Source organism: Flavobacterium sp. 123 (assembly GCF_003634825.1).
In the GTDB taxonomy this organism is placed as follows: domain Bacteria; phylum Bacteroidota; class Bacteroidia; order Flavobacteriales; family Flavobacteriaceae; genus Flavobacterium.
In genome coordinates this window covers 1,218,710-1,241,090 of the sequence record NZ_RBXD01000001.1, presented here as the reverse complement: position 1 = coordinate 1,241,090, position 22,381 = coordinate 1,218,710, and the positions used below count along the sequence as shown (strand labels likewise).

General features: G+C 33.6%; 24 protein-coding genes. 14 read left to right on the top strand and 10 right to left on the bottom strand.

All coding sequences use genetic code 11. The annotated features are described in order from the left end of the window. The first annotated feature begins 5 nt into the window (after positions 1-5). Positions 6-452, top strand: coding sequence for a GNAT family N-acetyltransferase (locus tag C8C88_RS05590; protein WP_121337164.1), 447 nt, complete (start codon positions 6-8; stop codon positions 450-452). On the opposite strand, the gene C8C88_RS05585 is transcribed toward C8C88_RS05590, so the two are convergent. The 3 genes from C8C88_RS05585 to rnpA form a co-directional block, all read right to left on the bottom strand. Next, on the bottom strand, positions 453-1,259 hold the full coding sequence (locus tag C8C88_RS05585) for an OmpA family protein (protein WP_121337163.1): 807 nt from the start codon (positions 1,257-1,259) through the stop codon (positions 453-455). After that, complete coding sequence (locus C8C88_RS05580) at positions 1,259-2,896, bottom strand: S41 family peptidase (RefSeq protein WP_121337162.1); 1,638 nt, start codon at positions 2,894-2,896, stop codon at positions 1,259-1,261. The genes C8C88_RS05585 and C8C88_RS05580 overlap by 1 nt, the downstream gene beginning before the upstream one ends. A gap of 102 nt (positions 2,897-2,998) precedes the next feature. Further along, the gene (rnpA, locus tag C8C88_RS05575) at positions 2,999-3,412 is read right to left on the bottom strand and encodes a ribonuclease P protein component (protein WP_121337161.1); all 414 of its coding nucleotides are present in this window, start codon (positions 3,410-3,412) and stop codon (positions 2,999-3,001) included. A 124-nt stretch (positions 3,413-3,536) separates the two neighbouring features. Here rnpA and C8C88_RS05570 point away from each other — a divergent pair, with 124 nt between their 5' ends. The 3 genes from C8C88_RS05570 to C8C88_RS05560 all read left to right on the top strand — a co-directional run bounded on the left by C8C88_RS05570 (position 3,537) and on the right by C8C88_RS05560 (position 6,004). Then, positions 3,537-4,271: a 1-acyl-sn-glycerol-3-phosphate acyltransferase gene (locus C8C88_RS05570; protein ID WP_121337160.1), complete on the top strand. Its 735-nt coding sequence runs from the start codon at positions 3,537-3,539 to the stop codon at positions 4,269-4,271. Positions 4,272-4,283: 12 nt separating this feature from the next. Further along, positions 4,284-5,270: an acyl-ACP desaturase gene (locus C8C88_RS05565; protein WP_121337159.1), complete on the top strand. Its 987-nt coding sequence runs from the start codon at positions 4,284-4,286 to the stop codon at positions 5,268-5,270. 80 nt (positions 5,271-5,350) lie between these two features. Further along, positions 5,351-6,004 (top strand): HD domain-containing protein, encoded by a 654-nt coding sequence (locus tag C8C88_RS05560; protein ID WP_121338582.1) that lies wholly within the window; start codon positions 5,351-5,353, stop codon positions 6,002-6,004. A 138-nt stretch (positions 6,005-6,142) separates the two neighbouring features. On the opposite strand, the gene C8C88_RS05555 is transcribed toward C8C88_RS05560, so the two are convergent. From C8C88_RS05555 to C8C88_RS05525, 7 genes are all read right to left on the bottom strand, one after another. Then, positions 6,143-6,538 (bottom strand): hypothetical protein, encoded by a 396-nt coding sequence (locus C8C88_RS05555; RefSeq protein WP_121337158.1) that lies wholly within the window; start codon positions 6,536-6,538, stop codon positions 6,143-6,145. A gap of 42 nt (positions 6,539-6,580) precedes the next feature. Then, complete coding sequence (locus tag C8C88_RS05550; protein ID WP_121337157.1) at positions 6,581-7,363, bottom strand: enoyl-CoA hydratase/isomerase family protein; 783 nt, start codon at positions 7,361-7,363, stop codon at positions 6,581-6,583. A 9-nt stretch (positions 7,364-7,372) separates the two neighbouring features. Then, the gene (locus tag C8C88_RS05545; RefSeq protein WP_121337156.1) at positions 7,373-8,788 is read right to left on the bottom strand and encodes a PAS domain-containing sensor histidine kinase; all 1,416 of its coding nucleotides are present in this window, start codon (positions 8,786-8,788) and stop codon (positions 7,373-7,375) included. A 59-nt stretch (positions 8,789-8,847) separates the two neighbouring features. Further along, complete coding sequence (locus tag C8C88_RS05540; protein ID WP_121337155.1) at positions 8,848-9,402, bottom strand: CopD family protein; 555 nt, start codon at positions 9,400-9,402, stop codon at positions 8,848-8,850. Beyond that, complete coding sequence (locus tag C8C88_RS05535; protein ID WP_121337154.1) at positions 9,389-10,744, bottom strand: MATE family efflux transporter; 1,356 nt, start codon at positions 10,742-10,744, stop codon at positions 9,389-9,391. Before C8C88_RS05535 ends, C8C88_RS05540 begins: the two co-directional genes overlap by 14 nt. Position 10,745: 1 nt before the next feature. Further along, positions 10,746-11,777, bottom strand: coding sequence for a ferrochelatase (gene hemH / locus C8C88_RS05530; protein WP_121337153.1), 1,032 nt, complete (start codon positions 11,775-11,777; stop codon positions 10,746-10,748). 98 nt (positions 11,778-11,875) lie between these two features. Then, positions 11,876-12,748 carry an AraC family transcriptional regulator gene (locus C8C88_RS05525; protein ID WP_121337152.1) on the bottom strand — a complete coding sequence of 291 codons (873 nt, stop codon included), beginning with the start codon at positions 12,746-12,748 and terminating at the stop codon, positions 11,876-11,878. 229 nt (positions 12,749-12,977) lie between these two features. Here C8C88_RS05525 and hemA point away from each other — a divergent pair, with 229 nt between their 5' ends. The 10 genes from hemA (at position 12,978) to C8C88_RS05475 (ending at position 22,305) form a co-directional block, all read left to right on the top strand. Continuing rightward, entirely contained in the window at positions 12,978-14,234 is a 1,257-nt protein-coding gene (hemA, locus tag C8C88_RS05520; RefSeq protein WP_121337151.1) for a glutamyl-tRNA reductase, read from the top strand. Then, a complete protein-coding gene (gene hemC / locus C8C88_RS05515; protein WP_199711395.1) occupies positions 14,234-15,157 on the top strand; it encodes a hydroxymethylbilane synthase in 924 nt (307 codons plus the stop codon). Before hemA ends, hemC begins: the two co-directional genes overlap by 1 nt. Then, positions 15,157-15,822, top strand: coding sequence for a uroporphyrinogen-III synthase (locus tag C8C88_RS05510; RefSeq protein WP_121337149.1), 666 nt, complete (start codon positions 15,157-15,159; stop codon positions 15,820-15,822). Before hemC ends, C8C88_RS05510 begins: the two co-directional genes overlap by 1 nt. A 59-nt stretch (positions 15,823-15,881) precedes the next feature. After that, positions 15,882-16,907: a uroporphyrinogen decarboxylase gene (gene hemE / locus C8C88_RS05505; protein WP_121337148.1), complete on the top strand. Its 1,026-nt coding sequence runs from the start codon at positions 15,882-15,884 to the stop codon at positions 16,905-16,907. Between the two features lie 12 nt (positions 16,908-16,919). Further along, positions 16,920-17,300, top strand: coding sequence for a hypothetical protein (locus C8C88_RS05500; RefSeq protein ID WP_121337147.1), 381 nt, complete (start codon positions 16,920-16,922; stop codon positions 17,298-17,300). Beyond that, positions 17,300-18,202: an oxygen-dependent coproporphyrinogen oxidase gene (gene hemF, locus C8C88_RS05495; RefSeq protein ID WP_121337146.1), complete on the top strand. Its 903-nt coding sequence runs from the start codon at positions 17,300-17,302 to the stop codon at positions 18,200-18,202. The genes C8C88_RS05500 and hemF overlap by 1 nt, the downstream gene beginning before the upstream one ends. Positions 18,203-18,282: 80 nt before the next feature. Next, on the top strand, positions 18,283-19,275 hold the full coding sequence (hemB, locus tag C8C88_RS05490; protein WP_121337145.1) for a porphobilinogen synthase: 993 nt from the start codon (positions 18,283-18,285) through the stop codon (positions 19,273-19,275). A gap of 160 nt (positions 19,276-19,435) precedes the next feature. Beyond that, positions 19,436-19,906, top strand: a complete 471-nt coding sequence (locus C8C88_RS05485; protein ID WP_121337144.1) for a methylated-DNA--[protein]-cysteine S-methyltransferase — start codon at positions 19,436-19,438, stop codon at positions 19,904-19,906. Between the two features lie 84 nt (positions 19,907-19,990). Beyond that, a complete protein-coding gene (locus C8C88_RS05480; protein ID WP_121337143.1) occupies positions 19,991-20,704 on the top strand; it encodes a 3'-5' exonuclease in 714 nt (237 codons plus the stop codon). 161 nt (positions 20,705-20,865) lie between these two features. Beyond that, complete coding sequence (locus tag C8C88_RS05475; RefSeq protein WP_121337142.1) at positions 20,866-22,305, top strand: nucleoside recognition domain-containing protein; 1,440 nt, start codon at positions 20,866-20,868, stop codon at positions 22,303-22,305. Positions 22,306-22,381: the final 76 nt, after the last annotated feature.

The window sequence follows — 22,381 nt, the reverse complement described above, 5'->3', positions numbered from 1 at the left end:
AAAGCATGACATTAGAATGGAAAATAAAGACCTTTGAGGCTCTTTCGGTACATGAATTATACGATTTACTAAAATTGAGAAGTGAAATTTTTGTTTTAGAACAGAACTGTGTTTATCTAGATTTAGACGGTAAAGACAAACTGGCGCTTCATCTTTTTGGTGAGTTTGAAGGCAAAATAGTTGCCTATACAAGACTTTTCAAGCCAGGAATCAGTTTTGAAAATGCCTCCATCGGTAGGGTAACTGTGGATGCTAATTACCGAGATAGAAAATGGGGACACGATTTAATGCGGGAGTCTATTGCAGCTATTAAGCAGCATTTTGGCGAAAGCAAAATCACTATTGGAGCGCAATTGTATCTAAAAAAATTCTATGAAACTCATGGATTTGTTCAAACCAGCGAAATGTATCTAGAAGATGACATTCCACATATTGAAATGACGAGAGAATAATTATATTTTCGAAATAAAAAATTCTACTCTCCTATCTAATGCTTCTCCTTTTCCTAAAGGGGATTTGTTGCCATAACCTTTATAGGACATTCTGGATTTGTTTATATTTTTTAAAAGAAGGTATCGATAAACGGCTTTGGCTCTATTTAATGAAAGTTTCCTTTCTTTAGTTTCCTTGTCAATTCCATCCGTATAATAGTTTGGGGTGCAACAAACATGACCTCTAATTTCAAATTCAATTGTTTGGTGTTTTTGTAGCTCTTTTGCAATTTTATCTAATTCGTTTTTGGATTTTAAACTTAGTTTACTACTTCCAATTTCAAACAAGATGTTTTCCAAAAAAATACTATTCCCCACTGCAATATTATTTTCAAATGAATTGTAGCAGTTTTTTCCTAAAGTGTTTTTATTTAGAAGGATTAAGTCGACACGTCTATTTTCAGATCGAACTTTATTCAAGTTTTGTACGGTGTCTTTCTTTAAAATTATCCTACCTCTGCCTTCAATAATTATAATTTTATTCTTGTTGAATCCGTTTGAAGTAATGATTTTTTCAACCGTTTCAACTCGGTTTTTGGACAATGTATAATTGTAATCGTTTTTACCACGATCATCGCAATAGCCATAAATTTCAATAGATTCTATTTTTGAACTGTCTATTTTTTGTATAAAATCTGTTATAATCTTTGACTGTTCGTATGTTAAGGTGTATTTATCAAATTCAAAATAGACCGTTTGAGCAAGTTTTTTTTGTGGGGATACTACACTGAAAAACAAGAAGGCTATTATCTTAAAATAGTTTTTCATCACATTTTTAAAATAGCTTTATACTCCAATTCAGAATTTAAAACGCTGGTAGCTTTTTTGATTTCTGAATTGTTTTTAATGTAATATTGATACAATCCTTCTTGATATTGGTAGCGTTTGATGATTTCGTCTAGAATTAAACCTTTAATTTCTTTTTGGTTTTTATCTAATAAATTGGTTTCACTTTTTTGAAGTGCCGTTAATAATTGTTGGTATTCTGTTGTAATAGTTTCGTCAATTTTTTCTTTTTTGGCTGCAGCCAAAGTGTTTTTCAATGCAATTTCAGTTTCGGTGTCAAAGGAGAATTTTTGGGTTTTTAAAAACTGTTTAAAATCGGCATAATCCGCATCAGAAAAACTCGGAATTTGATTTCCAAGAGTTGGATTTTTATAATAATATGAAGTTACATAATTAAAAATACCATCATTTCTAACTAAAGCATTTGCAATCGGGCTTGATTTAGATTCTTCGAGTTCAATATCGGGTTGAATACCACCGCCGTCATATACGGTTCTTCCTTTTCGGGTTTTGAAAGCATTGTAATTTTTCTCTTCCGTTTTTATTGCCATTCCATTTTTGTCTTTATGGCTGTAATCAAGTGCCTGAATACATCTGCCTGAAGGAGTGTAATAGCGAGAAATAGTTACTTTTAATTGGGTTCCGTAAGTCAAATCAACTGGTTTTTGAACCAATCCTTTTCCATAACTTCTACTTCCAATAACAACCGCTCGATCTAAATCTTGCAAAGCTCCAGACACAATTTCAGAAGCAGAAGCGCTTTTCCCATTGACAATAATTACTAATGGAATTTGGATATCTATAGGTTCTCTGGTCGTTTTATAAGTGTTGTTGTGTTTGTCATTTTTTGATTTTGTGGTTACGATAATTTCGTTTTTTGGCACAAACAAATTGCAAATATTAACCGCTTCGTTTAGGAGTCCACCAGGATTATCTCTTAAGTCTAAAATGATTCGCTCAGCACCTTCTCTTTTTAACTGCTCTAAAGCTTCTTTGGTTTCTAATGATGCTTTTTTGCTAAAATGCGATAAAACTATATAGCCCGTTTTGTCATCTATTTTTGCAAAAAACGGAACGGATTTGATTTCAATTTCATCAAGAATAACTGGAGTAGAATAGGTTTTTCCTTGACGAATGTATTTAACATCAATTTTAGTGTTTTTCACACCTTTGAATAATTGAGAAGCATCGTCTTTGAAATCAGATAAAATAATATCACCAACTTGAATAATTTCATCACCAGCTTTAAGACCCGCTTTATCGGCAGGAAAATTTTTATATGGTTCCTTAATGATTAATTTGTCTTCTTTTCGGGTTATTAATGCGCCAATTCCATTGTATTCTCCAGTATTGTTTATCTTAAATTTGACAACATCTTGCTCGTTAAAATATACGGTATAAGGGTCAAGGCTGGCTAACATTCCTTTGATGGCTTTATCCATTAATTCGCCCGGATTAGTTTCGTCGACATAGTTTCTGTTTACTTCTTTAAATAAGGTCGTAAAAATTTCTATTTGCTTAGCTATTTCAAAAAAATCATCTTTGAAACTAACACCCACATATAAAAAAGCAGAAGCTACAATAGGAATTATATATTTTTTTTTGAAAAGGGAAGTCATGGATTGCGGTATATCTTAGTTTAGAGTACTAAAATAACAATAAATAGCCAATAATAAATGTTAAATACAAACACTTATTTTGGAGTTTATAATCTAAAAAAATTATTTAGAATCTGAAGAATTGTCTTTGTTTTCGAGAATAACAGGATTGATTTGTGTTAAAAATTTCTCGAATAATTGAATCGTTTTAGTATTGATTTCTTCGTATGACAATCGGTCTTTAGTTTGGTAAAAAAACATAAAAGCATACGGCTGATCTAGATTGTCTTTCAGCAAATGCTTGTTTAATCGATAGGTTTCTCTAAGAACCCGTTTAAAATAATTTCGGTCAACCGCTTTCTTGAAGTATTTTTTTGAAACCGAAACACCAATTTTCATTTTTTCATTATCACCCAAAGCACCTGCATGATAAACCAAACGTAAAGGATATTTTGACACTGATTTCCCTTCAGAAAACAATAATCCAATCGTGGTTTTGCTTTTCAGCTTTTCATTTTTTGTGTAAGTAAAATTCATTTTTTTGTAAAAAAGGCAAATATTTTAGTCCACAAAGGTACAATTAAACCCTAAACCTACTTATTGTTTGTGATTTAAATATAGCTACAAATATATTTCTTACTTTTGTGGTTTATTTTAAAGCATGCAGAAACTAATTTCGTATCCCATATCGGTAATTTATTATTTGTGTTTTGGTCTTACTTTGGTTGTTTTTCATCCAATTCAGTGGATTTGCTTCAATGTTTTTGGATACCAAGCACATAAAAAAAGTGTGGATTATCTAAACTTTTTTTTGTTGAGATGTACGAATTTATTAGGGACTACCTATAAATTTGAAAATACAGAAGATATTCCAAAAGGCGTTCCATTGATATTTGTATCAAACCATCAAAGTTTGTATGATATTGTAGCTATGATTTGGTATTTGAGACGATTTCATTGCAAGTTTGTAAGTAAAATAGAATTAGGAAAAGGAATTCCAAGTGTTTCCTACAATTTGCGACATGGAGGATCAGTACTTATTGATAGAAAAGACCCAAAACAAGCCATTCCAGTAATCAAAGGATTGTCTGAATATATTGAAAAAAATACGCGTTCGGCAGTTATTTTCCCTGAAGGAACACGAAGTAAAACGGGGAAGCCAAAAGAATTTGCCCAAAGCGGTTTGAAAATATTATGTAAGTACGCCCCATCTGCTTATGTGGTTCCAATCACCATAAATAATTCTTGGAAAATGGTAAAATATGGTTTTTTTCCTCTTGGTTTAGGAAATCATCTTACCTTTACCATTCATAAACCATTAGCAGTAAGCGAATTTAGTTTTGCTGAATTAATGGAGAAAACGGAAAGCGAAGTAGTAAAAGGAATTAAATTTTAATATTTATACATAATGTCTATAAAAAACATTCGATTAGAAGTAATGCAGTTTTTGGAAAAAAACGTTGACAGTTTTGTCGATCAGTATCTAATCCCAGTAGAAAAAATATGGCAACCATCAGATTTTTTACCTAATTCAGAAAGTGATACTTTTTTTGAGGAAGTAAAAGAATTGAGAGAAATTGCTAAAGATTTACCCTATGATTTTTGGGTTGCTATGGTAGGTGACACCATTACAGAAGAAGCTTTGCCAACATACGAATCATGGTTGATGGAAGTGGAAGGTATAGATAATTTAGAGCGAAACGGTTGGTCAAAATGGATTCGTCAATGGACTGGTGAAGAAAACCGTCATGGTGATTTGCTTAACAAGTATTTGTATTTGTCAGGTAGAGTAAACATGCGCGAAGTTGAAATGACAACACAACATCTTATCAATGATGGGTTTGATATTGGTACAGGAAGAGATCCATATAAGAACTTTGTTTACACTAGTTTCCAAGAATTAGCAACCTATGTTTCACACAATAGAGTTTCTCAATTGGCAAAAAAACACGGGGATAATAAATTAGCAAAAATGTGTAAAATGATTGCTGGAGACGAAATGCGCCACCATCATGCTTATAGTGAATTTGTAAACAGAATTTTTCAGGTTGACCCTAGCGAAATGATGCTTGCTTTTCAATACATGATGAAACAAAAAATTGTTATGCCAGCACATTTCTTGAGAGAATCAGGACAAAAAATAGGTACTGCTTTTGAACAGTTTTCAGATTCGGCACAAAGAATAGGGGTTTATACGGCTACTGATTATGTTGATATTATGCAAAAATTAATTGACAAATGGGAAATTGATAAAATTGCTGGTTTGACTGATGAAGCAGAAAAAGCACGTGATTATTTGATGCGTTTGCCTGCTAGAATGGCTAAAATTTCAGAGCGTTTAATTATTCCAGAAGAATCTTATATTTTCAAATGGGTAGAGCCTGCTAAGATTTAATTATTCTGAATTTTAAATTATTAATGTTGAATTTTGAAGCAATTAACTTTAAAATTCAACATTTTTTATATCCATCAAAAATGAACAAACCAGATTTAATTAGTAAGACAATCCTTTTTGTTAAGCAAAATTTAGAAAATGCCGAAGGAGGACACGATTGGTTTCATATAGAAAGAGTATACAAAAATGCGTTGTTGATTGCTCAAAATGAAACCTGTGACATCAAAGTGGTACAACTTGGAGCTTTGCTTCATGATATTGCGGATAGTAAATTTCATGATGGAGATGAAACTATTGGTCCTAAAAAAGCACGTCTTTTTTTAGAATCTGAAAATGTAGATCAAAATAGTATTACTCATGTCATTAATATTATTGAAAATATCTCGTTCAAAGGCGGGAATTTCGACCAAAAATTTTCTTCAATAGAATTAGATATTGTTCAAGATGCAGATAGGTTAGACGCGATAGGTGCCATAGGAATTGCTAGGGCGTTTAACTATGGAGGTTTTAAGAATAGGGCAATGCACAATCCTGCAATATCCCCAAATACCAGAATGACAAAAGAAGAATATAAAAAGAGTGAAGCGCCAACAATTAATCATTTTTACGAAAAACTTTTGTTGCTAAAAGACAAAATGAATACCGAATCTGGTAAAGAAATTGCTATTCAAAGACATCGTTATATGGAAGGCTTTTTAGCGCAATTCTATTCCGAATGGGAAGGGGAAAAGTAAGTAAGCAGTGTTCAGTTTTTAGTATTCAGTTTGTTGACGTTTAAATTGTACCGCTTTACTTCAAAAAAATCGATTTCAGTCTTGTTTTACACACAAACCATGAACTGATCACTAAATTCTGTTCACTGACCACTAATTTTAAATTCCTTTTTCTTTCATTTCAATAATTACATCCGAAGCATTTTTGAAAGTAGGAGCTTGTTCTATAATGCTTCCAACTCTTTTTTTGTTGAGTTTGAAAGTTAGATCATTTTCTGTTGTGAACAAAAGTGCCGTTAAAAAAGGATTATTCATATACGGAGCCAATACAAAAAAAGCTTCGTCTAGCGTATGAAAACTTTCAACTTCTTCCGTTTTGTAACGTGCTATCAACGAAAGTTTAAAATCATCTTCCAACAAAACAGGACGTACATAGATGTTTTTTAATTCCGTATCACCAATGGTTTTTGCCAAAGTTAATTTTGCAAATGTTCCATTCTGGATACTTTCTTTTACGTGTTCCCAGAATTGGGTAAATACAGGTTGAAAGGACATAATTATAATTTAGTATTGAAATATTTTATTATTTATAAAGGATTATTTTCCCGTAAAAGAAGGTTTTCTTTTTTCTAAAAAAGCAGCAGTTCCTTCTTTGAAATCATTGGTTCCAAAACATTTACCAAAAGCTTTTATTTCTGTTTCGTAGCCGTTTTTCCCTTCTTTGAAGTTTGCATTCACGGCTTTAATAGCTTTGCCAATTGCGGCAGGTGAATTCTTCATTATTCGTTGGGCAATTCCATAGCAGAAATCCAAAAGTTCTGCTTGAGGAACAACATGATTTACTAAACCAGCTCTGTAGGCTTCATCCGCAGAAATCATTCCAGCAGTCATAATCATTTCCATAGCGCGACCTTTGCCTACTAATTGCGGTAAGCGTTGCGTGCCGCCATATCCAGGAATAAGTCCAAGTGATACTTCAGGCAATCCCATTTTAGCATTATCCGAAGCAACTCTAAAATGACAAGCCATAGCTAATTCTAAACCACCTCCTAATGCAAAACCATTTACAGCTGCAATAACTGGGGTTTTTAAATTCTCAATAAAATCAAATAATTTTTCTTGTCCTTCAGCGGCTAACTCGGTTCCTTTTTCTATTGAAAAATTAGAAAATTCAGCAATATCAGCTCCTGCCACAAATGCTTTTTCACCACTACCGGTCAAAACGATAACTTTGACTTCTTTGTTTTTACCTAAATTTTTGAAAGCTTTATGTAAATCGTCAATGGTTTCTTTATTCAGCGCATTGAGTTTGGTTGGGCGATTTACGGTAACTGTTGCGATATTATTTTCAATTTCAATTAAAATGTTCTCGTAATTCATGGTTCTCGTTTAGGAATTAATTATTGGGAGCGAAACGGTAAAAGTAGTTCCTTTTTCGTATTCTGTATCAAAGGTAATTGTTCCTTTGTAATTTTCAATGATGTTTTTTATAATACCAAGACCTAATCCCATCCCGCTACTTTTAGTGGTAAATTTTGGTTCAAAAATTCGGTTTATATCTTTTGGTTCGATTCCGATTCCATTGTCCTTAACAATAATCAAAACGTTCTTTGACTCTTTTTTGACCCTTACAGAAATTGCTTTTTTTTCTTGTTGTTCAGGAATAGATTGAATGGCGTTTTTAACCAAATTTGTAATAATTCGGATAAGTTGAGTTCGGTCAATTTTCGAAATTATTTCTGCCGCATCTTTTTCAAAAGTGATGTAATCTTCGTTAAAAATATCCATAGCCAGTTCGACTACTTCAACCACATTTAGGGTTTCATTTTGTTGTGCTGGCATTGATGCAAAATTAGAAAAAGCCGAAGCAACCGCATTCATAGTGTCAATTTGTTGAATTAGAGTATCGGAGTAATCCTTCATTTTTTGTTTTACATCAGCATCAGAAGGATCAAATTTTCTCTGGAAACTTTGTACGGTCAATCGCATGGGTGTAAGAGGGTTTTTTATTTCATGCGCCACTTGTTTTGCCATTTCTCGCCACGCTTCTTCTCGTTCACCTTGTGCCAGTTTTACAGCGCTAATCTCTAATTCATCAACCATCGCATTGTACGCTTTTATCAATAAATTTATTTCTTTGCTACTGGCTTCAACCCTTATTTTCTCGTTTTTTTGATTCAAACTAGTTTCACTCAATTTATCCGAAATCGTTTTTAAAGACTTTGTGATATAGGTGGAAAGAAAATAAGCTAAAGCAAAAGCCACCAGCAGCATAAACGAATAAACTTGGCCTAAACGAATCAGGAAATTATTTAATTCTTTTTCATAGAACCCATCATCCTCAAGATAAGGCAGATTTAAAATGCCTAGAGGTTTGAATTTATCATCTTTTATTTGACTGTAAGAAGAACGATTTTTAACTCCGTCAATGGTTTTGATATCAACGTATCTTTTTTCAATCGAGGAACGGACTAATTTCAGAATGTATTTTGGAACAGGAGGCGAAACTTTATCAACGGAGAAAGATTCTTTTGAGGATTTTAATAATTTTCCATCCAGACTGTAAATGTTTATTTCAATGGAATGAATTTGTGCCAATTCATGAATTTTATCCTTAAATATAAGCCCCAAATTAGCAGATGTCAGCGGGTAAGTTGTAGTTGAAAGTACATAGTTGATGTGTTCTTTTACCGCATTTTCTTTACGTTCTAAACGTTCTTGATGGTATTCTTTTGCTTCATTCTTAAATTGAACAATAGAAATTGAGGCGAGCAAAATAGAAGCAGTAATAATCAATACAATCATCGAAAGGAAAATCCTAATTCGCAATGAAAGCATCGATATTTTAAAGCTTTTGAACATAGTTATGATTGATTTTTTTCTCTAATTTGTTTGTAAAATTTAAAGCCTAGCATAATCAAAACAGAAAACAAAACGATTCCAATTACGCCATAAATCCAATTGAATTCATTTTTTAAGATCACTAAAAATACTACTGCAAAAAGAATAATTGTAGCACCTTCATTCCACAAGCGCATATAATTTGTTGTATATTTTATTTCGTCATTTTGTAGTTGCTTATATATTTGATGGCATTTTAAATGATATAAATACAACACAAATACAAAGCCAAGTTTTACATGCATCCAAGGCATTTGAAGCCAAGCGGCTCCTAAATCAGTAAAAAACAACATCCAAAAGGCAAAAATACTAGCTAAAATTGCGGAAGGCCAAGTGATAATATACCATAAACGATAGGTCATTATTTTGTATTGTTTTTGTAGTATTTCTTTTTCTGGCGACGGTTTTTGAGCCGCTTCAATTTGATATACAAACAAGCGTACAATATAAAATAGTCCCGCAAACCATGTGATTACAAAGATGAGGTGAAGTGATTTTAAATAATTATAAGAGTCCATCTTCTGGTTGAATTAAATTGATATTCATTTCTTTTTTTAAAAAATAGCCAGTAATTACAGTTGATAAAACATCGGCAATAGGAAAGGCAACCCATACACCAAAAATACCTAAAAAATCGGGCAGTATAAGTACTAATGGGATTAAGAAAAAACCTTGTTTACTCAAAGTCAAAAATAAGGCCTTTTTTGCTTTTCCGGCAGCTTGAAAATAAGCAGCTCCAATCAATTGAATCGCTATTATTGGGGAAGCTGCAAAGACCCAAAGTAGTGCTTCAGGAGTTTCTGCAATTACTTTTGGATCAGTTGTAAAAACGGCTACAATTGGTTTTGCGAAAAGCAGAATAATTATGAAAATAGCCGTCGCTAAAATGGCGGCATATTTTATTGAAATAAGAATGCTTTCTTTGACTCTTTCATAATTTTGAGCGCCATAATTAAAACCCGCAATTGGAAGAAACCCTTGCGTAATTCCTAGAATGGGAAACAAAGCAAACATTAGCATTCGGCTTATGATTCCGTAAACTGCAACGGAATGTTCTCCGCCATAAGTGTATAAAGTATGATTGAGAATGATGGCCAAAATACTCACAACACCTTGTCTTGAAAAAGTAACAAAACTTAGTTGCGTTATCTCTTTTATAATGGTAATTTTAAGTTTAAAATGTCGTGCTTTTAAAGCTAATTCGCTTTTAAAGAGAAAAAACCACAATACAAAAACAAAACACATAAAATAAGAAATAGCCGTTGCCATTGCAGAACCAAACATCCCTAAATGCAATATTTTTATAAAAAGAACGTCTAAAGCAATATTGACAAAAGCGGGAATAATCATAGCAATCATTGCGAATTTTGCTTTCCCCTCTGCTCGGATAATATTATTTCCCATCATGCATAATGCCAAAAAAGGAACGCTCAAAATAATAGGGAAAAAGAATTCTTTAGCAGGTTCCATAATGGCGCCTTTAGCGCCAAATAACAAAAGCATTTGATCGCTAAAAATAATTCCAAAAAGAGAAAATAAAGCAGACAATAACAAAGTCATGACAATTTGATTGCCAAATGTGTATAGTGCTTTTTCTTTATGATTCGCGCCTAAGGCTCTCGAAAGTACAGAACCTCCGCCCACACCAATAGCCATTCCTAATGACGAAATCAAGAAGGTAATAGGAAGCACTACGGTTACTGCTGCAATGGCCAAAGAACCAATCCATTGCCCGACAAAAATGGTATCAATTAATATGTTAACCGACATGAATAAAATGCCAATAGAAGAAGGAACCGCTTGTTTTATCAAGAGGGTTTTAATATTTTGTGAGCCTAATTCTTCGGCGGTGACGGTCATTTTAAACGATTACTTTTTCAACGGTGGCCCATTCAGTTATCCAGTTACTAACTGTTTTACACCAATCGTCGCTGTCATTTAAACAAGGAATAGCCATAAAATTTTCGCCTCCATGTTCTTTAAATTCATGATTGGCTTCCATGGCAATTTCCTCTAAAGTTTCTAAACAATCAGATACAAAAGCAGGAGTTACAACAGCGAGATTTTTAATCCCTTTTTCTGGCATTTTGTTAACTTCAACATCAGTGTAAGGTGTTAACCATTTATCACCAGCTAAGCGAGATTGAAAGGTTTGACTGTATTTTCCTTCTGGAATTCCTAATAATTTGACTACTTGTTTCGTAGTTTCATAACATTGATGACGGTAACAAAATTCGTGTGCAGGTGATGGTTTGTTGCAACAAGAACCATCAATTTTGCAATGTGATTTAGTTATATCTGTTTTACGAATATGACGCTCTGGGATTCCGTGATACGAAAACAATAAATGGTCATATTCAAAATTTTCTAAATGACTTTTTATGGAATCGGCTAGGTTTTTTATGTAATCTGGTTTGTTGTAAAAAGCAGGAACAATTGTAAACTTCATTTCTGGAAAATGTTTTTTACGCAAGTCTTCTGCTAGTTCCAAAATTGTTGTGGTTGAAGCCATAGCATGTTGTGGATACAATGGAAAAAGCATTACTTCGTTTACACCTTTATCATGTAATTCTTGTAATCCTGATAATAAGGAAGGGTTTCCGTAGCGCATGGCTAATGCAACAGGAATTTCAACTTGTTGTTTTACTTTTTCATGCATTCTTTTTGAAATAACCACAAGAGGCGAACCTTCGTCCCACCATATTTTAGCATAAGCTGCTGCAGATTTTTTAGGTCTTGTTTGAAGTATTATTCCTCGAACCAATAATGCTCTTAATAAAAACGGAACGTCAATGACGTATTTGTCCATTAAAAATTCATCTAAATATGGTTTTACATCTTTTGGAGTTGGACTTTCTGGAGAACCTAAATTGACTAATAATACGCCTTTCATTTTGTTTTTATTTTTGGATAAAAGTAAATAAACTTACTTTTTATTAAATGATGATTAACTATTTTTTACCTATTGTTTTATCTAAAAAAATGATGCAATTACATGTTTGGATTTATTGACATCAAATATTTTTTTGGGGTTGTTGCAAATTTCTTTTTGAACGCAGCAATAAAATGACTTCCGGTGCTGTACCCGATTTTCAGTCCTACTTCGTTTACGTTATAGGAGCCGCTGTCTAATAATTTTCGGGCAAAATCCATTTTGTAGTCAAAAAGAAACCCATAAACTGTATCGCCATAAATTTGTTTGAAACCCATTTTTAGTTTTTTCAAATTTAAGCCTACTTGATCTGCTAGTTCTTGTAATCCTGGCGGCTCGGCCATATTTGCAATGATGATTTCTTTTGCTTTTTTTATTTTCAAAACATTTTCTTCATCAATCAAAAACGGACATTGTTCTGCGTTTGGATCCTCGGTTCTATTGAAATACAAGCTCAAGAGTTCGTATCCTTTTCCTTTATAGTATAGATTTTTAATAGAAGGATTTAGGGTGTAATGAAACAACTGGCTCAAGACAATCGCCATTGATGGACTGATGTTTCCTTCGTTATAATATTTTTTATCTTTATTATCTGCACTCAAAAACGGAATATAATCTGCTTCTGTTGAAAAAAGAGCATGAAATTTTTTGATAGAAACAATCACTGAAATTACCCATGAATTAGGCGCAACTTCAAGATTCAAAGGCAATTCTTTCTGCGGATTATACAAAAGCAAGGATTTTTCTTCCTTCAATTCTAATGCATAATTGCCTTGATTGAAAATAAACTTAGCCTTTCCTTTGATTCCAAAATGAAACTGAATCAAGCCACTGCTTACTTCATGTTGGGCATGAAAAGGTGTTTCGCTATCGTTTTGAAAACGAATCAGCGTAAAATCATTTTCGATTTTTATAATTTCCTGAGAACCCATAGCGATGTTTTTTTAATAAAAAAAGAACAATTAACTGCAAACATTATTTAGAATTACTCTAAATAGAACGACATAAATCACCTTATTTTAGTACAAAAATAGAAATTTTTAGATTAAAATAGCGAAATAGATTCAAAAAAGCATCTAGCGATACAAATAGTCCTTTAAGCGTTACTTTTATCAAAAGTATAATGATAATTTTGTTTCACTTTTTAGGAAAAGTGTATCTATGAAAAATAACATCGCAGCAAAGCATCTCTATTTTTACTCCGTTGGGTTAAGCTATAAAAAAGCGGATGCCGAGATCAGAGGTGAATTTAGTTTAGACACTTTGGCCAAAACACGTTTGTTAGAACAAGCAAAACAAGAAGGCATAGAAAGTTTAATCGTAACATCTACTTGCAACCGTACAGAAATATATGGTTTTGCAGAGCATCCATTTCAATTAATAAAATTAATTTGCGAGAACAGTCAAGGTAGTGTTGAAGCGTTTCAAAAAGTAGGTTTCGTATATAAAAACCAAGAAGCAATAAATCATTTGTTTCGAGTAGGAACAGGATTAGACAGTCAAATTCTTGGTGATTTTGAAATCATTTCCCAAATAAAAACCAGTTTTGCAGAGTCTAGATCTTTAGGTTTAATCAATACCTATTTAGATCGATTGATTAATTCAACGATTCAAGCAAGCAAAAAAATAAAAAACGAAACCGAAATCAGTTCAGGTGCTACCTCAGTATCTTTCGCATCGGTGCAGTACATCATGAAGAATGTAGAGAACATTGGAAACAAAAACATTCTACTTTTTGGAACTGGAAAAATCGGTAGAAATACCTGTGAAAATTTAGTAAAACATACTAAAAATGATCACATCACTTTAATCAATAGAACCAAAGATAAAGCAGAAAAATTAGCGGGAAAGCTAAATTTGATTGTAAAAGATTATTCAGAATTGCATCTAGAATTGCAAAAAGCAGATGTAGTTGTGGTGGCTACTGGAGCACAAAACCCGACTATCGATAAAGCAATTTTGAATTTGAAAAAACCAATGTTGATTTTGGATTTATCTATTCCAAAAAATGTCAATGAAAACGTGAAAGATTTAGAAGGCGTTACCTTGATTCATATGGATCATTTATCTGAAATGACGGATGAAACATTAGAAAATAGGAAAGCTCACATTCCTGCTGCTGAAGCAATCATTGAAGAAATTAAAGAAGAATTTGTTGTTTGGACAAAAGCCAGAAAATTTGCACCAACAATTCATGCTTTAAAGAAAAAATTAAATGCGATTAAAGATTCTGAGCTGAATTTTCAAAGCAAAAAAATTGCCGATTTCAATGAAGAACAAGCCGAAATCATCAGCAATAGAATCATCCAAAAAATAACTACACACTTCGCAAATCATCTTAAAGAGGAGACAACCATGGTCGATGAAAGTATCGAATGGATTGAAAAAGTGTTCCATATTGAAGCGACTGCAAAATAATGACAAAAATAATACGCATAGGAACTCGCGATAGCGAACTCGCGCTTTGGCAAGCCCATACCGTAGCCAAAAAATTAAATGATTTAGGATATAAAACAGAAATTGTAGCCGTAAAATCTGAGGGCGATATCATTCTTGACAAACCTCTTTACGAATTAGGAATTACTGGAATTTTTACAAAAACATTAGATATTGCCATGATCAATGGTCAGGTTGATATTGCTGTGCATTCCATGAAGGATGTTCCTACGGCATTACCAATTGGGATTGTTCAGGCAGCAGTTTTAGAAAGAGCCAATACATTGGATATTTTAGTTCACAAAGGAAACCTTGATTTTCTTAATGGAACTGGAACTATTGCTACCGGAAGTTTGAGACGCCAAGCACAATGGTGGAACAAATATCCCAATCATACTGTAGTTGATTTGCGTGGAAATGTAAATACACGCATGCAAAAATTGCAAGAAAGCGATTGGAGCGGAGCTGTTTTTGCAGCGGCAGGATTAGAAAGAATCAATTTGAAACCAACAAATTTTATTAATTTAGATTGGATGATTCCAGCACCAGCACAAGGAGCAATGCTTGTTGTTGCTATGGCAAATGATGATTTTACCAAAGAGGCTGTGTCACAATTGAATCATATTGAAACAGAAATTTGTACGCATATCGAAAGACAATTTTTGAAAACATTAGAAGGTGGTTGTACAGCCCCGATTGGAGCTTTAGCAAAATACAATGAAAAAGACGACACCATCGAGTTTAGAGGTGTTTTGTTCTCTATAGATGGAAAAGAAAAAATAGAAGTTGATAAAATTGTTCCTATCGAACAATGGAAAAAACTAGGATTCGAATCAGCGAAAGAAATTTTAGAAAATGGAGGAGCGGTTTTGATGAAAACAATTAAGGAAACGCTAAAAAAATAATGCGAAATTCAATTCAAATTTTAGCTACCAAAATTCTTTCTGCAAATCAGAAACAAGAATTAGTAAAAGCCCATTTTCAGGTAATCGAAGCGGATTTTATCAAAACCGAAACCGAAAATTTTGAATTAACGGAGCTCAATGATAATCTGATTTTTACCAGTCAGAATGCAGTTCGAAGTTTTTTAAAAAACCCAAAACAGGAGGAATTAAAATCCAAAAATGTTTTTTGCGTTGGCTTAAAAACTAAAATACTATTGTCAGAAGCTGGATTTAATGTAGTGGCTTATACTGGATATGCTTCGGATTTAGCTGAAATCATTACTTTGATTTATGCGAATGAAAGTTATACGTTTTTCAGCGGAAATTTGAGAAAAGATACATTGCCAAAAGCTTTGGCGGAAGCCGGAATAAAATTCAATGAAATCCAGGTTTATAAAACGTCTTTAACTCCTCATAAAATAAAAGAGACAGTAGATGCTATTTTGTTTTTTAGCCCATCAGGAGTTGAAAGTTATCTAAAGGAAAATAAGATTAAAAAAGAAACCTGTTTTTGTATTGGGGAAACCACTGCTGAAGCATTAGGAAAAATAACAAAAAACATTGTAATTGCAAATCAGCCAAGCATTGAAGATGTGATTGAAGATGTAATCGAAGAATTTAAATAAAACCAAATATAGCCTTCGCTTTAGGCAACAAATCAGCTAATAGCCAATAGTTCAAAATTATGATAAAAAACGATTTATTTTTACGCGCATTAAAAGGAGAAACTGTTCAACGTCCACCGGTTTGGATGATGCGTCAAGCGGGGAGATACTTACCTGAATTCATCGCTTTGCGTGATAAATATGATTTTTTCACTCGTTGTCAAACGCCAGAATTAGCTGCTGAAATCACGGTTCAACCTATTCGTAGAATTGCACCAGATGCGGCAATTTTGTTCTCGGATATTTTGGTAGTACCACAAGCTATGGGAATTGAGGTGTTGATGAAAGAAAGTTTTGGTCCATTTTTACCTAATCCGATTCGTACCATTCAGGATGTCGAAAAAGTGATTGTTCCTAACATTCAGGAAACTTTGGGTTATGTAATGGATGCTGTGAAATTGACTAAAGAAATGTTGAATGACGAAGTACCATTAATTGGTTTCGCTGGTTCACCATGGACAATTTTCTGTTATGCAGTAGAAGGTAAAGGATCTAAAAGTTTTGATTTGGCCAAAGGATTTTGTTTTACACATCCAGAAGCAGCACATGTTTTATTGCAAAAAATCACCGATACTACTATTTTATATTTGAAAGAAAAAGTAAAAGCAGGAGTTGATGCCGTTCAGATTTTTGATTCTTGGGGCGGAATGCTTTCTCCAGTTGATTATCAAGAATTCTCTTGGAAATACATCAACCAAATCGTAGAAGCTTTGGCAGATGATGCTCCAGTAATTGTTTTCGGAAAAGGATGTTGGTTTGCGCTTGGCGAAATGGGAAAAAGTAAAGCTTCTGCTTTAGGAGTTGATTGGACTTGTTCTCCAAGAAACGCAAGATACTTGTCTGGTGGAAACATAACGTTACAAGGAAATTTTGATCCAAGTCGTTTGCTTTCTCCGATTCCGGTAATTAAGAAAATGGTTCACGAAATGATTGACGAATTCGGAAAAGACAAATACATCGTAAATTTAGGTCACGGAATTTTACCAAATATTCCTGTGGATCACGCGAAAGCATTTATTGATGCGGTGAAAGAATACAATCAATAATTAGATTTAAAAATGCTAAACAAAGGGTTACGAGATCAGGAAAGCATCCGAATAGACAACATTCTAAAGGTGTTGCATTCACTGACTTTCGTTCCTAAGTTTTGGAATTTAGAAGATACAAGTTTAATAGACAATGAGTTGAAAGACTTTGGATTAAGTGTTGAAAGTTTAATCAACGCTACTGAAAAAGATTTAATTACCCTTTTAATGCGTTGTCATTTGGATTGGAATCAGTTGGAGCAATTTGCAGATTTTTTAGTTAAAAGTTCTAAAGAGAATCCATCTGATTTTTCTGAAAAAGCAATTGCTATTTACAATTATATTCAGTTGGAAAGCAAGACTTTTTCATTCGAAATATTTAATAAGTTAGCTGCTGTAAAAGCAAATTTATAATGAAAAATAAATTTTACCAATACATACAAAACCTTCAAGACCAAATCTGTGCAGGATTAGAAGCGTCTGACGGTCAAGCCAAATTTAGGGAAGACCTTTGGGAAAGACCAGAAGGAGGAGGCGGAAGAACGCGAGTAATTGAAAACGGAAAAGTTTTTGAAAAAGGCGGAGTTAATATTTCGGCAGTCCACGGAAAATTGCCTGATTCTATGCAAAAATTATTCAATGTAGGCGAAGCTGATTTTTTTGCCTGTGGCTTGAGTTTGGTTTTGCATCCAAAAAATCCAATGACACCTACAGTTCACGCTAATTGGCGTTATTTCGAAATGTACGATGACAACGGAAATGTAATCCAGCAGTGGTTTGGTGGCGGACAAGATTTGACACCTTATTATTTGTTTGAAGAAGACGCTGTTCATTTTCATCAAACCTGTAAAACAGCTTGTGACAAACACAATTTGGATTTTTATCCAAAATATAAAAAACAATGCGATGGGTATTTCTGGAATGCACACCGCAACGAAGCACGAGGAATTGGAGGATTGTTTTTTGATTATTGCAAAGCAAATGAAGATATGTCAATGGAAAATTGGTTCAACTTTGTAACCGAAGTTGGAAATAGTTTCCTTCAAGCTTATGTTCCAATTGTCGAAAAAAGAAAAAATTTACCTTATACTCCAGAACAAAGAACGTGGCAGGAAATCCGTCGTGGTCGTTATGTGGAGTTTAATTTGGTTCATGATAAAGGCACACTTTTCGGACTAAAAACTAACGGTAGAATTGAATCTATTTTAATGTCATTACCACCACGTGTGCAATGGCATTACGACCATCATCCAGTTTCTGGAAGCGAAGAAGAGAAATTATTGAAAGTATTAGAGAATCCAAGGGATTGGCTTTAGGTTTATTTTAAATTCTAAATTTTAAATTTTAAATAGGTTTAACTTTAAACTTTTAAACCTGAAACTTTAAACGAAAATATATGTTTCCATTACAAAGAGGTAGAAGATTACGCGTTAACGAATCCATAAGAAGTTTGGTTCGTGAAACCAGTTTAAGTCCATCGGATTTTATGTTTCCTATGTTTATTGCAGAAGGCGAAAACCTGCAAGTGGAAATTCCTTCTATGCCGGGAATATTTCGTCGCTCGATTGATTTAACCGTCAAAGAAGTCAAAGAATTATTTGATTTAGGCATTCGTGCGGTAAATATATATGTAAAAGTCAGTGAAGATTTAAAAGACAATACAGGAAAAGAAGCTTGGAATCCAAATGGTTTAATGCAAAACGCCATTCGCGCCATCAAAACCGCATGTCCTGAAATGATTGTAATGCCAGATGTGGCTTTAGACCCATATTCTATTTATGGTCATGACGGAATCATTGAAAAAGGAGATGTTGCAAACGATGCAACAAATGATGCTTTGGTAAAAATGGCCGTTTCTCATGCTCAGGCAGGAGCTGATTTTGTAGCGCCTTCAGATATGATGGACGGACGCGTATTGCGTTTGCGTCAAGGCTTAGATGCTGCCGGTTTTCATCATGTTGGAATCATGAGCTATTCGGCTAAATATGCTTCGGCATTTTACGGGCCGTTTCGTGATGCTTTGGATAGTGCACCAGTCGACAATGCTGAAATTCCAAAAGATAAGAAAACCTACCAAATGGATTATGCAAACCGCATTGAAGCCATCAAAGAGGTACTTTGGGATGTTGAAGAGGGCGCTGATATGGTAATGGTAAAACCTGGAATCGCCTATCTTGATATTGTACGCGAAGTCAAAAATGCCGTAAATGTACCCGTAACCGTTTTTCATGTTTCGGGTGAATATGCTATGATTAAAGCTGCTGCCGAAAGAGGTTGGTTGGATAATGACAAGATTATGATGGAGCAATTAATGTGCATCAAACGTGCCGGTGCGAGTTTGATTTCGACATATTTTGCCAAAGAAGCTGCAATACTATTACAAAAATAAGGAGCTTATCCTGCTATCCGCTGTATCTTTACCTTCTTAAAGAAAGAAGGTAAAGGATGCCGCTACTATCAGGGCTAAAAATATAAAACCATTTGTGGAAGCAAGTGGTTTTTTTATATCCATTACTTTCTTTGAGCTTAATTTTTTTTACTTTTATAAAATGGAAACAACCTACATTAAAACCCCTTTAGGAATAACACAAATCACAGGTGACGAAAACGGAATTGCAGTAATCTCCGTTTCAGATGAAGGCGTAGTTTCGGCGGATATTCCATTTGTTTTACAAGAAGCCGTTACTCAACTCAACGACTATTTTGAAGGAAAACGAACAAGTTTCGATTTTAAACTCAATCCAAAAGGTACTGAATTTCAGCAAAAAGTCTGGAAAGGATTACTCGAAATCCCTTTTGGGAAAACGTGTAGTTATATGGATTTGTCCAAGAAATTAGGCGATGTAAAAGCCATTCGCGCAGTAGCTTCTGCCAATGGTAAAAATCCGCTTTGGATTGTTGTTCCCTGTCACAGAGTCATCGGTACAGATGGTTCGCTAACGGGTTATGCAGGTGGATTATGGCGCAAAAAATGGTTATTGGAACATGAAACTCCTAGTACGCAGCAAAGTTTGTTTTGAATTTGTAAACAATTACTTTCAAAAGAAGATGTTGCCTTTTGAATTTTTGTAAATTCGTTTCATTTGGAGTAAAACACAAAACACATGATAGAAAAAATAAACCTCAATAATATTCTGTTTCTAGATATAGAAACTGTTCCAGAAGCCGAAGATTATAACGCTTTGGATGAAGAGATGAAAAATCTTTGGGATCACAAAACCCAATACCAACGCAAAGACGAATACACACCTGAGGATTTTTACGATAGAGCAGGAATTTGGGCTGAATTTGGTAAAATTGTTTGTATTTCGGTGGGTTATTTTACCATCAAAGGCGACATCCGAAATTTTAGAGTAACCTCTTTTTTTGGAGAAGAAAAGAAGATTCTACATGATTTTAATAATTTGCTAAACAATCACTTTAATCAGCCCCAACATGTTTTGTGTGGACATAATGCAAAGGAATTTGATATTCCATTCCTAGCCCGACGCATGATTATCAATAACATTGCAATTCCGAATAAACTGAATTTATTTGGCAAAAAGCCATGGGAAATCCCGCATTTGGATACGTTGGAATTATGGAAATTTGGCGATTACAAGCATTTCACTTCCTTAAAATTGATGTGTAAAATTCTTGGAATCCCTTCTCCAAAAGGAGATATTGATGGCAGTCAAGTCGGACATGTTTTTTATGTAGAAAAAGACATTGACCGTATTGTGACGTATTGCGAAAAAGATACGATTGCGGTTGCACAGATTTTCCTTCGCTTGCGTAGAGAAGATTTATTGATTGAGGATGAGATTATTCATGTGTAAATAAAGACAATCACAATATGAAAATACAGTGACAGAATTTTGAGTTTAATTGCCTTTTGGAAATGAAGAAGCGATTTTTCCTACTTGAAGATTCTTTTATTGGTATTGACATTGACATTGCAATTAACATTGATTTATTACATTTACAAAAATTATAAATTATGGTATTGAGTAGATTTTGGCTGACTATTTTTATTTCTTCAATAGTATTTGTAGTCATCAGTTTGTTTTCTGGGAATAGTTATACGATCGATTATATTTTAAATGGTAAAAAAGACGATCCTATTTTATTAACTGAAAAATACATCGAGCAAGTTCCTGCTTTTATAAAAGATAGCATCAAGAAAGCGCCAGATCAAACGATGATTATCAACCGAGATACCATTAATGCCGATACTACTTATGTGTTTAAAAATAAAGTAGTTAAAATATATAGCGGGGTTCAAAAATCAGATGGATTATTGCCTACGTGTAAAAATACATTGGTAGATTTAATTTTGCCACTTATTGCTTATTTGGCATTTTTCTGCGGATTGATGGAACTTTTAATCATTTCTGGAGCTACACAAAAACTAGCAAAAGTTTTGAGTCCCGTGTTCGTGAAAGTATTTCCAAGTATTCCAAAAAATCACCCTTCCATTTCCTATATGACATTAAACTTTGCGGCCAATTTCTTGGGATTGGATTCTGCTGCGACTCCATTTGGTTTAAAAGCCATGGAAAGTTTACAAGAAATAAACCCCGAAAAAGATAAGGCCAGTGATGCTCAAATTATGTTCATGTGTCTACATGCTTCAGGACTTACATTAATTGCAACTTCTATCATTGGTTATCGTGCAGCGGCTAATGCCAGTAATCCCGCTGATGTGATGTTGCCGTGTATCATAACTTCTTTTATCGGTACAATTGCAGCATTTTTAATTGTTGGAATTAAACAAAAAATTAATTTTAAAAGCGCCTCTTTGGTCATCGGTTTAATGACATTAATAGCAGCTATAGTTGGTTTATTGCTATATGTAAACCATTTAGATTTAATTGGTAAAAATTATTTCACGTCAAATCTTTCCGCTTTAATTCTAGTTGGAATTATTGCATTTACTTTGATCCTTTCCTTTGTTAAAGAAAAGAAATTTACAGAAGCAAATACAACTGTTTATGAAACTTTTGTGGTTGGTGCCAATAATGGAATTAAAACAGGAGTTACTATTTTTCCGTATGTTTTGGGAATGTTAGTGGCTATTTCTTTATTCAGAAACAGTGGTTTGTTTGAAATTATTAGTGAATGGATAGCTTTTGGATTTTCAAATATGGGAGTAAGCAAAGAAATCACAGATGCTCTACCAGTAGCATTGCTTAGACCTTTTAGTTCTGCAGGCTCACGAGGATTTTTAATTGATTCGATGAATACTTTTGGTGCCGATTCCTTGACGGGAAGATTAAGTAGTATTTTTCAATGTAGTGCCGAAAGCACTTTTTATGTGATAGCGGTTTACTTTGGTTCTGTTAATATAAAAAATACGCGTTACGCTTTAGGAACGATGCTTGTAGTTGATGTGATTTGTGTAGTTACAGCTATTTTGGTAGCAAGCTGGTTTTTTTAAAACAGAGAAAAGGAATTATATTTTAAATGGTATTTTATGGTTTAATTCTAAACAATTTTAAGCCATAAGTTGATAT